A 15,634-nucleotide genomic window follows, 5' to 3' on the forward strand; every position below is an offset into this window, starting at 1 on the left:
AGATTGAATATAAGTATTTCACATTTCAAAGTATTTACTGTAATGATTCGCACAATTTGGATTAAATTTTGCATTACAGTTATTACATTGTTGATGATGTATATAATCATCTATTGTTAATTCATGGAAGCAATTACCACAAAGTATCGCTTTTTCATTAAACTCTTCTTGTTCCCACGTCTGTCTCTTATGGTCAGTGCTTTCATCATGGCATTTGTAACAAGGATAATATCTATTACAGCACTTAAACTTTATCGATACAATATCATTTTCTCCGTGATAATGTTTACATCTCCCTGCAGAATCAACAGGGAATCCAAATATCTTCATCATTACACACCTCTTTTATAGTATTTCTATGTAGAATAATCAGATACTCTCATATTTTAGAAGACTATGCAAAACACGTGTTGCTTAGAAAAGAAACTTCTATCTCTGCTAAATAGGAAGTACAATTCATTTGTTGTAATAAAAAACTGCACCTTAAAAAGTCTTATTCCTTTTTAAGATGCAGTGCGATTAATTACTATTCTCCTAGAAAAGCTTCTTCAAAAATGTTCGTTAAATACTCAAGTGTGATCGGGTCACTGTACGTGGATGCTTCTTGATCAATTTCGATAACACGGTTGTTCTTAACAGCCGGAATATTGTTCCAAGTATCACTCTGCATAAATTCATTATCCTCAGACGATTTTTTGCTGATCACAATAAAATCTCCCGCATATTCCGGAAGTGCTTCTAATGATAACGTATGGTATCCTTCTTCTAGCGCATCCTGACTTACTTTTTCAGGCATGTTTAAATCCATAGCTTGATATAAGATTTCTGTACCTCGTGCCCAATTATCACCGAACACATAAAAATTTTTCGCATCCACTTCAAACACTGTCACCGTGACATCTTCACCATATTTGGCTTTAATCTCTTCACCAATCTTTGCTGTACGCTGTTTGAAATCATCTACCCACTCTTGTGCCTCTTCCTCTTTATTCAACAACTTTCCTATTTCTACTTGCTGGGATAAATAATCAAGTTTTCCCCATGTATATATGACTGTTGGGGCAATTTTCTTCAGTTCTTCAAGGTTCTCCATGTGTGATCCAGCAATAATTAAGTCTGGATCTTGTGCCATAATAGTTTCGGGCTCATTTTCCGATACGACAGCTACCTCTTCTAGATCATCTGCAAAAAGCGGATTAGATTTTGTCCACTGATCAACACCGACTAGCTTTCCGTCTAGCGCATGTACGTTAGGTGCATTAGTCAACGCAACAATTCGTTGTGGGTTAGCAGGAATTTCTACTGGACCAGTTTCTGATTCATATGTAACAGTATCTGAAGCCTCTGCTGTATTGTCTTCTTGAGAAGATTCCGATTTGTTACTAGACTCACTTCCACAAGCACTAATGACAAGGACAAGAGAGATAAAAACGATCATTAAGAAATAATGTTTGATTTTCATATATTATATTCCTTTCTTTAGAAAAATTGGTCAGTTCTCTTTCTATTTCGCATATATATATTCTTTATTTTTTTCTTTAAAACGGGCATTGTGAGAAGACACCATTGCCACTTTTTGTGCTTCCGGATCTAAATATCGTTTCGCAGCATTCACAGCATTTGCGGCATCTTGAAAAGCACCGGCAATAAGGTGTAACTTGCCGTCGTACGTCAAAATATCGCCAGCACCATATAGTCCCGGAACATTTGATTCTCCAAAGACATTTCCTTTAATAAAATAATTATCTTTCAAATCAATTTGTAAGCTGCTTTCCTTCATTAATTGATGATTCCGATTGTAGCCATGGTTCACAAGAACGGCATCCACAGCAATACATTCCTTCTTATTTAATTGATTTTGAAGTAGTTCCACTTCATTAATCCGAGCATCTCCTAGTAATGCCGTTATCTCTGTGTGTGTACGATATTCCACTTTATTTCTGGCTAATTTAGAAATGTCTGCTTCATGTGCCTTCAATTCATCTTTTCGATAAGTTAAGATGACGCGCTTCGCAATCGGAGCTAATTCATTAGCCCAATCAACAGCAGATGGTCCCCCACCTGATATTAGTACCGTCTTATTTTTAAATTCTTTAATGGATTGTACACTATAAAACAAATTGCTATGTTCAAATTGAGTTGCGTTGTCGACATCTAGCTTAATTGGGTCAATAACTCCTCCACCGACTGCCATTATGACTGTTTTGGAATAATGTTTCTTTTGTTGATCGGTTTCTATTTCAAATATGTCGGAATCTAATTTATTCATTTTCGTTATGGTTTGTTGAAGCTCAATGGTTGGATTAAAAGTAAGTCCTTGTTCTATCATTTGTTCAATTAACTCTGAACCAGTAACTGGTGTCATACCTCCGACATCCCAAATCATTTTCTGCGGATAAACATGGACTTTTCCCCCTAACCGATTCTGTGCTTCAATCACTTTCACCTTCATCTCACGTAATCCAGCATAAAAAGCTGCGAATAATCCAGCAGGTCCTCCCCCTATGATCGTCACGTCATATAACTCTTTATTATTTTCCTCCACTGATTACACCTCTCCTTTTAATTGATTTAATGGAAACTAATCTTTCGTTTTCGCCAGCAAATATAAGAAATATGGTGCACCAATTACAGCAACAATAATACCTGCTGGAATTTCAGAAGGCTGCATCATCCACCGCCCCATAGTATCAGCAGTAAGAAGTAGTAATGCACCCACCATGGCAGAAATCGGGATAATATATTCATGTTTATCTCCTACTAACCGTCGTGTTAAGTGGGGAGCTATTAGACCAACAAAACCTATCCCACCACTTACCGAAACACAAGCCGCTGCGACAACAACTGCTAATGCTAATAAAATCCTTCTCTCCTTCTCCATGTGAGCTCCTAAACCGACAGCTGTTTCATCACCAAGGTTTAATATATTAAGGACAGATGATTTGGAGTAGATGAATGGAATAAACACAAGTAACCATGGCAGTAACGCAAGTACAAACTTCCAATTTGATCCCCAAATACTACCGGCTATCCATGTAGCTAGAAATTGATAATTTTCGGGATCAAGCTTTAATGTCAGTACAATCATTAATGCGTCAATCCCAGCCGCAATCGCGATACCGGTTAGCACAAGGCGAATCGGAGAAATTCCTTCATGACGTTTATAGGACAACACATAAATCAAGAGGGCTGCACCTCCAGCACCAATAAATGCAATAATCGGCATCAAAAATACTGGAGCATCTGATACAGACGCAAAAAAGGAGATGAATAGCATTACCGCAAGACCTGCTCCTGCATTAATCCCAATGATGCCGGGCTCTGCTAGTGGATTGCGAACAATCCCTTGTAATACCGTCCCAGACACCGCCAAACCTATCCCTACTAATATGGCTATGACCATCCGTGGCAAGCGAAAGTCGAATAAGATTAACGATTGCTGTTCTGTTCCTTGACCAAATAAAGTCATAAGTGTTTCTTGTGGTGTTAATCGGATATGACCGGTATTTAAACTAATAAAGAAACATACAGTTATCAACAGAAAGACGATTAATCCACTTAATTTCACCTGTCTTTCCTTTTTCAACTGACTGTTTGTTTTCCATTGTTTACTTGTCATACTTGGCCTCCCCCTTTTCTCGCTAAATACAAGAAGAAGGGTACACCTAACAGCGCGATTAACGCTCCGATTGGTGTTTCATAAGGAGGATTAATAATACGTGCTGCTAAATCAGCTAGAACAACTAGTAATGCTCCAAGCATTGCAGAAGCCGGTATAATCCACCGGTAATCATGCCCTACTAATCGACGAGCTAGGTGTGGCACAATCAAGCCGACAAAACTAACGGCCCCGACCACCGAAACAGCCGCTCCTGCTAAAATAAGGATGATAATGGCACTTAATAATTTCACTCGACCCATTTTCTCACCAAGTCCGATTGCTACCTCTTCACCTAGACTCAATATCGTAATCGACCGTGACAAGGCGATCGCACCTAGAATAGCTATACATAACCAAGGTGTCACTATTTTCAATTGTCCCCAGGTCGTACCTGAAACACCACCGGCATACCAGAAGGCTAAATCCTGCCCAATTTCATAATAAAGAGCAATCCCTTCACTTAACGCACCTAATAAAGCACTAACGGCTGCTCCTGCCAGCACTAAACGTATCGGTGTTAAGCCATTTTCTGATAAAGAGCCAACACCATATACAATCCCTGCTCCCAAGGCCGCACCTATAAAGGAGAATAAGATGACATATGTATAGGATAAGCCGGGGAAAAAGGCGAAACATAATGCCAACATAAAAGCTGCTCCTGCATTTAGTCCAAGCAAACCGGAGTCAGCTAAAGGATTTCGTGTCATCCCTTGCATTAGTGCACCTGATACCGCAAAGCAACAGCCCACAATAGCTGCTCCAATCACACGAGGTATTCTTAGTTCCCAGATTATTTGATGGTCTACTAAGTCAGGATTGAAATGAAATATTGTCCCCCATACTGTTTTTAAATCGATATCTGCTGCTCCAAGAGATATAGACAGCGCTAAGGAAAACAAGAGTAGCAAAGTGCCACCAGCTAGTATCAATATTCCTATGGTCGGGCGCGCCGATTCTTTCACTTTCCTTAATTGTTCTTTTTCATCCATTTGTTCCTTCGACCATTCCATTTATAGATAGTTCCTTTCTTTACTACAAAGAGAAATTAATGTTGCTACGTAACTTTACACCCAGCACTATGCTCACATAACTGATAAGATAAGCAGACTGGATTTGCACTGTGCGGGCATGAAATTAATTCCGCATCAATCTGAAAAACTCTTCTTAAATAATTACAGGTCATGACTTCGTTTGGTTTTCCTTTTGTTACGATCGCTCCATCTCGCATAGCAATCATATAATCAGAAAAACGGGATGCATGATTTAAATCGTGCAGAACCATTATAATGGTACGCCCTTCCTCTTTATTTAGGCGTTGCAGTAATAATAAAATATCTAATTGATGAGCCAAATCTAAATAAGTGGTCGGTTCATCAAGCACAAGAATGTCTGTCCCTTGGGCCAACGCCATTGCTATCCACACTCTTTGTCTTTGACCTCCCGATAGTGCATTAGCAGGTTGATCTCGCAAATCATTCAAACCGGTTACATCAAGTGCCCAATGAATATATTCATAGTCTTGCTTCGATAATCTACCCATCCGCTTACGATGAGGAAAACGGCCATAAGACACTAATTCAAATACGGTTAATCCGCTAGGTGCTTGTGCGGTTTGAGGTAGAACAGCCATGCGTTTGGCAACCTCTTTTGTATCCAATGAATGGATCGCTTTTCCCTCTAGGAAAACGGCTCCCTCTTTAGCTTGCAAGACACGCACAATTGTTTTTAACAGGGTAGATTTCCCACATCCATTCGGTCCGACAATAGTGGTGATTTTATGTTTTGGTATAGAGACACTTAAGTCTTTAATAATGAGGTCATTTGAGTAACCTACACTTATGTTGTTAACATCTAAAGCATCCATTTTAAATCTCCTCCCTTTACACATCGTCCGTCTTTATCACTTTTCGCTAGATTGAAAGAAATCCACAAGTAAATCTAATTGATAGTCAAGCGCTATCACATCTTGAAAGTAAAAAGATTCAAGGTCATATTCATAAACCTTTCCTTCCTTAACAGCAGGTAATTCTGTCCACAATTTGCTAGATTGGATTTCAGCTTTTCTGTCTGATCCCTTTTCTCGCACACCCATCAAAATATAATCCGCTTCTCCTAAATATTCTGGTATGGTTTCTAAAGAGATACTTGCCCAACCCTCAGCTTCTGTCACTTCTTCTACCTTCTGCGGTGCTTCTAAACCTAGTTGGTTATATAAAATTTCCCCACCGCGACCGTATGTTTTTCCAAATACATATAAATCTTTATCTGTCACTTCAATGATCGCTACCTTCGCATCTTGATCCAATGTCTCTGATAGCTTTTCTTTCTGATCCTTTACTTTCTCTTGAAATTGCTCTAATCGTTGCTGGGCTTCTTGTTCCTTATTCAATATTTTACCGAATTCAAGTAGACGTTCTTCATAATCGAGGGATCCATATGGAATCAAAACTGTTGGAGCGATTTTGGACAATTGTTCGTATGAATCTTCTGCATATGTAACAATCAGATCAGGATTTAGAGTTGTTATCTTTTCTAAAGATATTGCCGTATCTGCTCCCACACTCTCTACACCTTCTAACTGATCCTGATAATAAGGCGCATCAAAAACCATTGTTTCCGATACTCCAACAGGTTGGACCCCCGTAGCCAATACATCGCCAACATAGTCTCTGACCGCCACTACAACCCTTGATGGCTCTACTGGTAATTCAACTGTTCCCTTTTCACTTTCGTAAGATCTAACACTTCCATTCTCTGCTTCGGCTTGCGAGGAATTTGCAGCATTCGTACTACATGCACCTAAAAGGGTAATAAGCATTAACAGGAAAAAGCTTACAAGACCGAAATTATTTCGTTTATTCACAGTTTTTCCTCCAAACTCATATTAATTAATACTGATAATCATTATCAATTAATGAGTATATACTAATCTCTTTCTAAATACAACCCTTTATTGGCATTAAATGTCTTAGCAATTACTTGGTACTGAAAAATAAATATTTGTAGCAGGAGAAGTGAGAAGTACTTTATGGTGAATATTATATTCTTCAAGAAAAACCAGAAAAGCCCGCTCGTTCTGCTTATCCTAAATTGATAGATATAGCTATAGAGAGTAATAGATTTGTTCTTCCTTGTTGTTTTTGTAGATTATTCTACAAATCTTTAGTCTTCCTTATTAGTTTTGTCGTTTATCGTGGTTTATTCTACAAATCTTTGCTCTTCCTTATGGGATTTGTCGTTTATCCTAGTTTATTCTACAAATCTTTTCTCTTCCTTATGGGTTTTGTCGATTATCCTGGTTTATTCTACAAATCTTTGCTCTTCCTTATTGGATTTGTCGTTTATTCTAGGTTATTCAATCCCCATTTTGCTTTATTACAGAAATGTTTTCTTGTCTTATAAAGAAAAAATGGGTTGAATACCTATTCAACCCATTTCTCCTGATTTTATTAAACTGTAAACTTATTCGAAATAATTGATTAATCCATTTGTAATTCCGGTTGCCACTTTGTTTTGGTAGCTTTCTGCTTGTATGATAGACATGTCATAAGGATTTGATAGAAAACCTAACTCTAGTAAAACAGAAGGAGCTAATGTATTTACTAGCACTTTATAATTAGCTTGTTTTACTCCTCGATCATTAAGATTAACTTGAGATAATATGGATGAATGTATTGATTGACCTAATTTTTTGTCACCTATACCAGCAATATATGTAGTAACCCCATTTGCTGACATATTTAAGTTAGCATTATAATGCAGACTAATAAAAGCATCGGTATAATAGCTATTACTGATTCTGGCACGATCATTTAAATACACATAATAATCTCCCGATCTAGTAACAATGACATTAGCTCCGGCATCACGTAAATGTTCAATAACTTTCGCAGAAGTGGGTAATATAATATCTTTTTCTTGTATTCCATTGAGACCAATTGCTCCAGGATCTTTACCACCATGCCCCGGGTCGACCACAATATTATATCCTTCTAAGCTGTTTAAGTTAGAGGGAACAGAATTAGTTTGAGAGGTTTGCGAGACTTGAGAAGTTAGGTCAGTTAACCAAGATGCTATCCAGCCTGTCTCCGCTCCATTTAATTTTACTTGATACCAGTCACCAGACTCATCTGTCACTTCAAAACTATCTCCAGATACAGCAGAACTAACCGTTTCATAATTAGTACCTGGACCAGAACGAACAAAAATGCTGTCAGATGTAATGGTAACCATTTTATGATTACTACTCATTTCTGTATTAGAAGAATCTTTTTGAATTAAATGATGTTTGGCTACCCATACTTCTTCTCCACCGTAGTAAGTTTGAACCCATCCGTATTTTTCCTGAAAAATCACTAACTCGTCCCCTTTCCCGAGTTGCGCAACTATTTCACTATCAGAAGAAGCCTCACTTCGAACATTAAGAATCGATGAACTAACTTCATAGGTCCCTAGATTACTAGCTTGTACCGGTTGTAAGAAAGTGAATGAAAGAAACAATAATAAAAAAATAATTATAAGTCGAGAAATTGATCTGTGATTCATGGAAATCCTCCTTTTTCCCTGCAGGATAATTGCTATAAAATTCCTCTTCTTCATATGAATAGATTACCCAAAATCATAAGTATCTAAGCTTTCATGTTAAAAATCAATCATATTTACCTATTAATTTCAAAAAGGACAGGATTATATTACTGAATTTCAGAATAATTATAGAAAAGGGGAAATAAGAGCACCTATAGCTAGTACTCTTATTTCCCTTTACATCTTAATCTAAGATCTCTTAAACGTTCGTATTGCTATTCTTCTAACTGTTTATTTAATTTCTTAGAAAGTTCCTGAACCTTTTCTTCATCCGGCATATAGTAATATGTCTCATTAATTTCTCCATCTTTTCCAGGTATCTCGTGTTCTACTATATTGTTTAATGCGTTACGATAGTTATTCTGTATATCCCACATAGATTCCAGATCCATGTTGGTTCGGAAATTATCTTCTATTGCAGTTAGTATTTCTCTAAAATTAGAAATAGATGAAGTTAAACCTGTCATTGATGTTCCTTTCTCAAGGATTGCCTTAATGACCAACCGTTGCCTCTCCTGACGGCCAAAGTCCCCTCGTGGATCACCTTTTCTCATACGTACATATTCTTTTGCTTGTTCTCCATTTAAGTGAATAGGACCTTTTTTAAAATTATTTCCATGATACTTAAATGCAAAACTGTTGTTTACTTCAACGCCATCAACTGCGTCTACAATATCTTCAAGCCCTCCCAAATCCACTTTCACAAAATAATCCACTCTCGCATCAAGGAAATTTTCCACCGATTGGACAGTCATATTAGTACCACCAAAAGCATAAGAATGGGTGATTTTATCTTTTGCGCCTTCTAAAGCAGCAGAATCTGGAATCTTGTCATTTCTAATATTTCCAACCATTTCTGTGTAAGTATCACGCGGAATACTCACCATGTGAGTTGTTTCTGTCTTTGGATTTAAAGTAACATAAATGAGTGTGTCTGAACGTTGATTGGAGTCACCGTTTGACCCAGGTTTATCCACTCCAATTAATAAAAGACTTATAGGTTCACCTGCCTCTAAATCAAGTTTTTCCAGACGTATTTGACTTTTCTTATCATCAATCTCTTCCTGAATAGTCGTAATGGTTGATGTAAATGTATGCCATGCATAACCGCCTGTAGTAATGAGGAGCACACCGAAAGCAGTTATGATTATTAGAATTATCTTTTTAAATTTGTCTTTGTTCATATTGTCCTCACCTATATCCTTAAATGATCATGCGTTTATAAGCTATGAAGCCATATCTGTTTCGTAATTTCTTCCAGTTCGTTTAACCTTTTTCCAGTCTCTATTAAAGAAATAAGCGATACTTCCATACAAAATAAAATACATGATAATGAACCGATGAATAAAAACATCATAAAGAATCGTGCTGAATAGTCGTAAACCTTGCTTTTTCTGAAAAGTAAAGCCATAACGTCTTACCTGTAATATCGCCAAAATGTCATATACTAAATTAAATACAATAATATATACTAAATAAAGCAATACAAAACTAGCTAATGACAGAGAAAAATTAACGATTGCATTATACATGAAGACCCCTACTGTTACATAGGCAGCTAGAATTGCAACAATAAGTGATTCCACAACGTAGAAAAAGGAAACAGATCTTGTCAATACGGTTTTTAATAGAAAAGGTATAAAATGAACTAGACAATCAACATACCCCTTTTGCCAGCGTATTCGCTGCTTAAATAAATCTCTCCATGTTTCAGGTAATTCCGTATAACTTATAGCATCAGTAATTAGTGCAATTTTTTTGTTTTTCATGTTATTTTTCTTTTTCGAGATATATCGCTGAATTTTGAGAGTTATATCAATATCTTCCCCTACAGACGACCTGTATCCGCCAACCTTGACCAGTAAATCTTTTTTGAAAATACCGAAAGCACCCGATATGATTGCCAATCCTTGAAAACGTGCCAGTGATATCTTCGTCACATAAAAAGCTTTAAGAAAATCAAGCATCTGCACACCAAGGAGGAAATTAGTTTTAGCTAGCGTAAGCTTGTTCAATGGATTTGACGTCTTTGTTTGCAAGACATGTACCATACCACCTGCAGCAACGACATCCTCATCATCAAATTTATTATTGATAGAATGGAGTGCTGATTCTGTTAATATGGTATCCGCATCCAATGTTACGACTAATTCATTTGACGAATATTCGATGCCAGCATTCAATGCATCTGCTTTGCCGCCATTCACTTTATTCACCACAAAGATATTAGGACATAATTTAGACTGATAGACACTTTTAATTTCCTGATGTGGCAAACGATTAAGTGGTGTCTTCCAGCACTGTTCCAGCTCTAAATCTTCATGTAAAAGTGTATATGTATCATCTGACGATCCATCATTAACATAAATCACCTCAAAGTTTTGATAGTCGAGTGATTTCATGCTATTTACCGACGTTTTGATAATTCCTGCTTCATTGTAACAAGGAATTAATATACTTAATCCTTTCTCTGACTTGGGGTTTCTTCTATCATTCTCTCCCTGTACACGAAACCAAGGTAAACAATGGAGTAGATGAAGTATTGGAAAAAATATACAAATGTAGAACAGAATAAAAAGAAATGTTTCCAAGAACAGAATCCCCTTTCTTTAGAGTGACATGTTGCAACATACTACAACATATTTTGCCAACAATAGCCTCCCTTTTACAATAGTTATTACAAAAAACTAAACCTATTACCTACTAATTGTTAAATAAATCACTTACCTGACAGCAATTCTAGAATAATGGGTTATTTTTCCTGACTCGGTATGTTTAATTTAAAATTATTAAGAGTTTAGAAAGATAGTAATAGAAAGAAATTACGCTAATATTGGTTTTTTATTCCTTTTGCTATTATGACTATTTTTCGTTTCGCACATCCCCACAATTTGAGTTTTTTCAAGTTTGAAGGAACCTTACAATACAAACAATTTAAGGAAAAAAGAGCAAAAGGACAAAAGCTTAATGTATCTTATTAGGGGAATTTTCTGATTTAATGTGTGGTTTTTAAAAAAATGTGGTATAATATAAATAGAATTGACATAGCATATTAAAAACCGTAGACGGTGCAACGTCTACGGTTACAATAGACCGATCCCCGATAAGAGGGGCGGCACTCAAGAGAATAATAATCCCTCAGAGCCTGGCAAAGCATATGAGGGGTTATTTTTTATTGTTTTTATCGGACATGATAAACGCAACTAACATCCCAAAAGAGATCATTAGTGTTAATACGTTCTCGATATCCATAGGCGTCACCTCCTTTCTTGACTAAGCATTCAAGAAAGGGAAATCGGTACGCCACCCCTCATATGAAGTCGATCTATCGATAAGCCTATTATAACATGTATGTATTTTAAATAGAGTATTTCGACATAGTTTTTAATTTGTTATCAAGAAATTATTCTATCTGTTAAAGCTGCCTTTTCGAAAAATAACTATTAGTTGCTTTAAAAATTTGTGAAAGGTATACCAAATAGGAAGGCAATGTTTTCAACCTTCCTATTTGGTATAATTCAGGCCCATCTAAATCCTGTTTCCTTTTAATTAATTTTAAGTGTTTTTTATATTCAATGTGTTCATAATTTTTCACAAAATCATAAAAGGGTCATAATCATCATTTACTGCCGCTGTATCTAACACTTCATAATAACGAAAGCGTTTGTCCTGTTCGACGGTTAGCCAAGACACGAAGCTAATATTTCAGTGTTTATTCAGCAATTCACGTCACATTCTCGAATACTCGGTTTCTTTAATTTAGATATAGGCGGAAATCCTCAAATAATATTCCTAATACAGCCTACTATGTATCAGTCTAAATCATAGTCATTGATAAAACCATCATAAAAACTTGATTTTAACCTGCTGTATTTATAATTTTCCTTAATTTTTGTGTTCCCTCTGAACTGACAGAGAAAGTCAGTTTTTCATGACCAATATACAAAAGTTTACTTTCATCATCTTCTTCTCCCAGAATGAGATGAAGCCCCTGCGTACTACCATCTTCATATCGAACTAATATATCATAATCTGGGTTTTCCGCGTTGACTCCGTTAACCTCTCTTTTTGTTGATCTCATAACTTCTTCAAAAATGGATATTACTTTTCTCTTATGTAAAATGGCAAAGTAATTTTCATTTAATCCTCCATACCCCTCAGAATTTGAAATTGAAATTTCGGTTATATTATCCAATGGGGACATTTTTTCTTTTGGTGATTGACAACCAATTATCGTAAAACTACAAAAAATAAACGATATTATCAAACATATTTTTTTCATTTTTACTTCCCCTCCATCCAGCTAAAAGACACACATTTGCTTTAATTGTTCTCTAGTACAATGATTCCGTTGACTTGATCTCCACTCATTCCGAATTCAATATTAATCTTATGTACTTTATCGATATAACCAATTATATTTGCTCCAGTTTCTTCTCTTTCATAATAATTCTTTCCGTATGCTTGAAGCACGTCCTGTTTACTATCGCCTTTTCCAATCCCCTTACTTGTAGTAAACTCACTACTTAATATAGAATATCTTTTAACTTCTCCATTTGCTAAGCGGAACCCCACATGATATTCTGTCTTATCTTTTCCGTATATGTAATAGCGGGACTTTGGCCTTTGAATCGTTTCTATAAAGTTTGGCTTGCCGAATACTTCAATGACCTTATTTTCGTCTGAATTTATGGACACAGATTTAATAGCTTCTTCAGCTAAATCAACACTTGGTGTTTGATCATAGAATTCCGTCATTTCTTTAGAGGTTAGGTCACAACCTACTAAAAAAATTAGAAAGAATAAAAATAAAAATCTCAACTTATACAACCTGATCTACCTCTCCCTCTATGCTAACCTCATTTTCATCTAGACTGTTAAATCATTTTCTGTTTTGATCTCCAAAATACTTTGAAGTAGTACTTTGAGTACATCTGTAAACAGTGCAAAAACAAAGGATGCAGTCATAATGATAACCCCCATTATCAATATACCTGGGTGTAAAGCATCTTGGGAGAAAAGAAACATCATACCTAACACATATAGTATTCCAATGGAAATTGCACAGTATTTTATATACTTTATTGCTCTTACAGAAAAATCTGAGAAGGCAATTTTATTTTCAATATAAATTAAGAGCCTAAATGACTGATATAGAGCAAAGTAAAAACGTATCGCCGAAACGTACAAACCAATTAAAACAGGATATTGCAAATAAGCAAACTCTGTAAATCTTTGAGCAGTTTCATTTGCTAACCGAGGTAAAATAAAAAATAGTAGGAATAAAACGCTTATTCCGATAAGAAATACAGTTATCTTCAAAAAAAGAAAAGCTCTCCGGTTCACAAGAACACCTCACTTGGTTTACTTTTTATTTAGTTTAATACATATTTTATCGTTTATCAATAAAAAATTATCAAAAATCATAACATCGATATACCTTCCAATCCGTTAATTAAAATTGTATAATTTGGAATATAGGAGATGGTTACATGACGATTTATATTGCACTGTTGCGAGGTATTAACGTAGGCGGAAAGAATAAGATCAAAATGGCCGAATTGAGGAACGCTCTTGAAACAATGGGCCTTAACAAAGTGCAAACTTACATTCAAAGTGGAAATGTCTTGTTTGAATCGAATCAAAGTGAAGAACTATTGAAGGAACAAATAGAGAAAAAGATTGAAGAGGAATTCGGCTTTTCGGTCAGTGTTATTTTGAGAACATCTACAGAGTTGAATCAGATTACTGGAAATTGCCCGTTCACAGAGAAACCCGTGTCGGATGCAGAAGCTTCATCAGAAGTCGAAAGTCTATACGTGGCTTTATTGCCAAAAATTCCTTCTCAAAAAGACATTGAACGTTTAAATGGTTACAAAACCGAGCATGAAAACTTCCAAGTTAAAGGTCGAGACATCTATCTTTTATTCCATCGTAGTATTCGAAGTTCCAAGTTAGCAAATAACCTTCAGAAATTAGGAGTCCCTGTAACAGTACGTAACTGGAAAACATTAAATAAGCTAACCACAATGGTAAACAAAGGAGACTCCTAGTTTTAAACACTCATTCTTTGTTTATAGACTCTCGGGAGGTCGCCCAATAATGCGTTTAAAGTCTATTACCGCAAAGGAATATGCAAAATACGTATTCCTTTTATTTTGATTTTTTAAAGCTTCTAAAAACGCCGCTTAACCTAGCTAAGGATTCCATTTATAAAAAAAGCTGACCCAGTACAAAAAAATGGAGTGGGTCAGCTGTTGCAAACTATTCAATTATTTCTACACGTACGTTTTTACGTCCCCATTGGAGGGCATCGTTACGGTTAGGAATGAAAACATCGATTGAATTTCCATTGATACCACCGCCTATATCCGCTGCAATGGCGACTCCATAACCTTCTACTTTAACAATAGATCCTAGAGGAATGACACTAGGGTCAACAGCGATCACCTTCGCATCAGGATATTTCGTTAAATCAAGCCCCATCTTTGTCACGCCTGAACAACCATCACAATCTGCCGTATAAGCTGTGCTTTCCACAGTTAATGTCTTTCCAGCAGCTGAACCACGCTTACTTAAACTGTCCAACGCTGATCTTGTATTCGGCCCTGCAATTCCGTCGACTGCTAGACCTTGTTGTTTTTGAAAACTCTTGACTGCACTCACTGTGCCAGAACCATAAATACCATCTATACTTGAATTGTAGTGACCTGTCTCCTTCAACTGGTATTGAATATGAATAACTTGTTTCCCTATGTTGCCATACCGTAACACTTGGACTGCATGATTCGTTTGCGGACCAGCAATCCCATCAACTTTCAAATTGCGTTTACGCTGAAAATCCCTGACTGCTTCTTCCGTAATGTCACCATAGTATCCTGTCGACGTATGGTACGGAAACACTCCTTTTGTCATCAAGTAATCTTGTAATTCGGAAACATCTGATCCTGATAATCCATTAGCTAGTGTACGATCCCCCATCGCAGCTTCTGTAAATGTAGGAGCTATAATCATCATTAAGACTCCTACTACAAAAACTAGAAACATGTTTCTCATTCTTTTTAACATAAAATAATCCTCCCCGTTTTTTCTTTACATAAAAGAATTCGAGAGAAACTATTATTTCTTGTATGTAAAATGAACAATCACAACATTCGACCCTCTATCAGCCATTATTTTGAAATAATGCATTCTATATGGTCTGCGTGAAAATAGAGGTTATTTTATAATACATGCTTCAAATTCAGTAGCTATTGATTCATTAGTTGTGGGGAATGTTACCAGTAAGGACCCCTCAACTGGGGATTAAGGACAATTTATAACTGTGATTTTAATACCGCCCCCCAACTATCCACACCACAGTTTTTTCACACTTTTTCCTCATTCTTT

Annotated in this window: 15 protein-coding genes; 1 reads left to right on the forward strand and 14 read right to left on the reverse strand. The window is 36.3% G+C overall.

The annotated features are described in order from the left end of the window. Nucleotides 1-18: 18 nt before the first annotated feature. The 13 genes from ACTWP4_RS09720 to ACTWP4_RS09780 all read right to left on the reverse strand — a co-directional run bounded on the left by ACTWP4_RS09720 (nucleotide 19) and on the right by ACTWP4_RS09780 (nucleotide 13,591). Entirely contained in the window at nucleotides 19-333 is a 315-nt protein-coding gene (locus ACTWP4_RS09720; protein ID WP_443128569.1) for a CHY zinc finger protein, read from the reverse strand. 193 nt (nucleotides 334-526) lie between these two features. Beyond that, on the reverse strand, nucleotides 527-1,462 hold the full coding sequence (locus tag ACTWP4_RS09725) for an iron-hydroxamate ABC transporter substrate-binding protein (RefSeq protein WP_443128570.1): 936 nt from the start codon (nucleotides 1,460-1,462) through the stop codon (nucleotides 527-529). Nucleotides 1,463-1,504: 42 nt separating this feature from the next. Continuing rightward, nucleotides 1,505-2,545, reverse strand: coding sequence for an NAD(P)/FAD-dependent oxidoreductase (locus tag ACTWP4_RS09730; RefSeq protein ID WP_443128571.1), 1,041 nt, complete (start codon nucleotides 2,543-2,545; stop codon nucleotides 1,505-1,507). A 36-nt stretch (nucleotides 2,546-2,581) separates the two neighbouring features. Further along, a complete protein-coding gene (locus ACTWP4_RS09735; RefSeq protein WP_443128572.1) occupies nucleotides 2,582-3,619 on the reverse strand; it encodes a FecCD family ABC transporter permease in 1,038 nt (345 codons plus the stop codon). Continuing rightward, on the reverse strand, nucleotides 3,616-4,671 hold the full coding sequence (locus ACTWP4_RS09740) for a FecCD family ABC transporter permease (RefSeq protein WP_443128573.1): 1,056 nt from the start codon (nucleotides 4,669-4,671) through the stop codon (nucleotides 3,616-3,618). Before ACTWP4_RS09740 ends, ACTWP4_RS09735 begins: the two co-directional genes overlap by 4 nt. Nucleotides 4,672-4,715: 44 nt before the next feature. Continuing rightward, nucleotides 4,716-5,525, reverse strand: coding sequence for an ABC transporter ATP-binding protein (locus tag ACTWP4_RS09745; RefSeq protein WP_443128574.1), 810 nt, complete (start codon nucleotides 5,523-5,525; stop codon nucleotides 4,716-4,718). A 36-nt stretch (nucleotides 5,526-5,561) separates the two neighbouring features. Further along, on the reverse strand, nucleotides 5,562-6,524 hold the full coding sequence (locus ACTWP4_RS09750) for an iron-hydroxamate ABC transporter substrate-binding protein (protein WP_443128575.1): 963 nt from the start codon (nucleotides 6,522-6,524) through the stop codon (nucleotides 5,562-5,564). A 599-nt stretch (nucleotides 6,525-7,123) separates the two neighbouring features. Next, nucleotides 7,124-8,206: an N-acetylmuramoyl-L-alanine amidase gene (locus ACTWP4_RS09755; RefSeq protein WP_443128576.1), complete on the reverse strand. Its 1,083-nt coding sequence runs from the start codon at nucleotides 8,204-8,206 to the stop codon at nucleotides 7,124-7,126. Nucleotides 8,207-8,460: 254 nt separating this feature from the next. After that, nucleotides 8,461-9,429 (reverse strand): LCP family glycopolymer transferase, encoded by a 969-nt coding sequence (locus tag ACTWP4_RS09760; RefSeq protein ID WP_443128577.1) that lies wholly within the window; start codon nucleotides 9,427-9,429, stop codon nucleotides 8,461-8,463. A gap of 42 nt (nucleotides 9,430-9,471) precedes the next feature. After that, nucleotides 9,472-10,836, reverse strand: a complete 1,365-nt coding sequence (locus ACTWP4_RS09765) for a glycosyltransferase family 2 protein (RefSeq protein ID WP_443128578.1) — start codon at nucleotides 10,834-10,836, stop codon at nucleotides 9,472-9,474. Between the two features lie 1,268 nt (nucleotides 10,837-12,104). Continuing rightward, complete coding sequence (locus ACTWP4_RS09770; protein ID WP_443128579.1) at nucleotides 12,105-12,527, reverse strand: hypothetical protein; 423 nt, start codon at nucleotides 12,525-12,527, stop codon at nucleotides 12,105-12,107. A 41-nt stretch (nucleotides 12,528-12,568) separates the two neighbouring features. Then, nucleotides 12,569-13,066: a hypothetical protein gene (locus ACTWP4_RS09775; protein WP_443128580.1), complete on the reverse strand. Its 498-nt coding sequence runs from the start codon at nucleotides 13,064-13,066 to the stop codon at nucleotides 12,569-12,571. Between the two features lie 48 nt (nucleotides 13,067-13,114). Beyond that, nucleotides 13,115-13,591: a DUF2975 domain-containing protein gene (locus ACTWP4_RS09780; RefSeq protein WP_443128581.1), complete on the reverse strand. Its 477-nt coding sequence runs from the start codon at nucleotides 13,589-13,591 to the stop codon at nucleotides 13,115-13,117. Nucleotides 13,592-13,737: 146 nt separating this feature from the next. Between ACTWP4_RS09780 and ACTWP4_RS09785 the strand changes: the two genes are divergently transcribed. Beyond that, a complete protein-coding gene (locus tag ACTWP4_RS09785; RefSeq protein WP_443128582.1) occupies nucleotides 13,738-14,298 on the forward strand; it encodes a DUF1697 domain-containing protein in 561 nt (186 codons plus the stop codon). 211 nt (nucleotides 14,299-14,509) lie between these two features. Here the strand turns inward: ACTWP4_RS09785 and ACTWP4_RS09790 are convergent, their stop codons facing one another. Beyond that, nucleotides 14,510-15,313: a peptidoglycan-binding protein gene (locus ACTWP4_RS09790; protein WP_443128583.1), complete on the reverse strand. Its 804-nt coding sequence runs from the start codon at nucleotides 15,311-15,313 to the stop codon at nucleotides 14,510-14,512. Between the last annotated feature and the right edge of the window lie 321 nt (nucleotides 15,314-15,634).

Origin of the sequence: Gracilibacillus sp. D59, assembly GCF_052246695.1 — a bacterium.
Taxonomy (GTDB): domain Bacteria; phylum Bacillota; class Bacilli; order Bacillales; family Amphibacillaceae; genus Gracilibacillus.

Excerpts from the sequence above, each read along its gene's own strand:
- ACTWP4_RS09720 (WP_443128569.1), bottom strand. The coding sequence starts at position 333 with ATGATGAAGATATTTGGATTCCCTGTTGATTCTGCAGGGAGATGTAAA.
- ACTWP4_RS09725 (WP_443128570.1), bottom strand. The coding sequence starts at position 1,462 with ATGAAAATCAAACATTATTTCTTAATGATCGTTTTTATCTCTCTTGTC.
- ACTWP4_RS09735 (WP_443128572.1), bottom strand. The coding sequence starts at position 3,619 with ATGACAAGTAAACAATGGAAAACAAACAGTCAGTTGAAAAAGGAAAGA.
- ACTWP4_RS09740 (WP_443128573.1), bottom strand. The coding sequence starts at position 4,671 with ATGGAATGGTCGAAGGAACAAATGGATGAAAAAGAACAATTAAGGAAA.
- ACTWP4_RS09745 (WP_443128574.1), bottom strand. The coding sequence starts at position 5,525 with ATGGATGCTTTAGATGTTAACAACATAAGTGTAGGTTACTCAAATGAC.
- ACTWP4_RS09755 (WP_443128576.1), bottom strand. The coding sequence starts at position 8,206 with ATGAATCACAGATCAATTTCTCGACTTATAATTATTTTTTTATTATTG.
- ACTWP4_RS09760 (WP_443128577.1), bottom strand. The coding sequence starts at position 9,429 with ATGAACAAAGACAAATTTAAAAAGATAATTCTAATAATCATAACTGCT.
- ACTWP4_RS09770 (WP_443128579.1), bottom strand. The coding sequence starts at position 12,527 with ATGAAAAAAATATGTTTGATAATATCGTTTATTTTTTGTAGTTTTACG.
- ACTWP4_RS09785 (WP_443128582.1), top strand. The coding sequence starts at position 13,738 with ATGACGATTTATATTGCACTGTTGCGAGGTATTAACGTAGGCGGAAAG.
- ACTWP4_RS09790 (WP_443128583.1), bottom strand. The coding sequence starts at position 15,313 with ATGTTAAAAAGAATGAGAAACATGTTTCTAGTTTTTGTAGTAGGAGTC.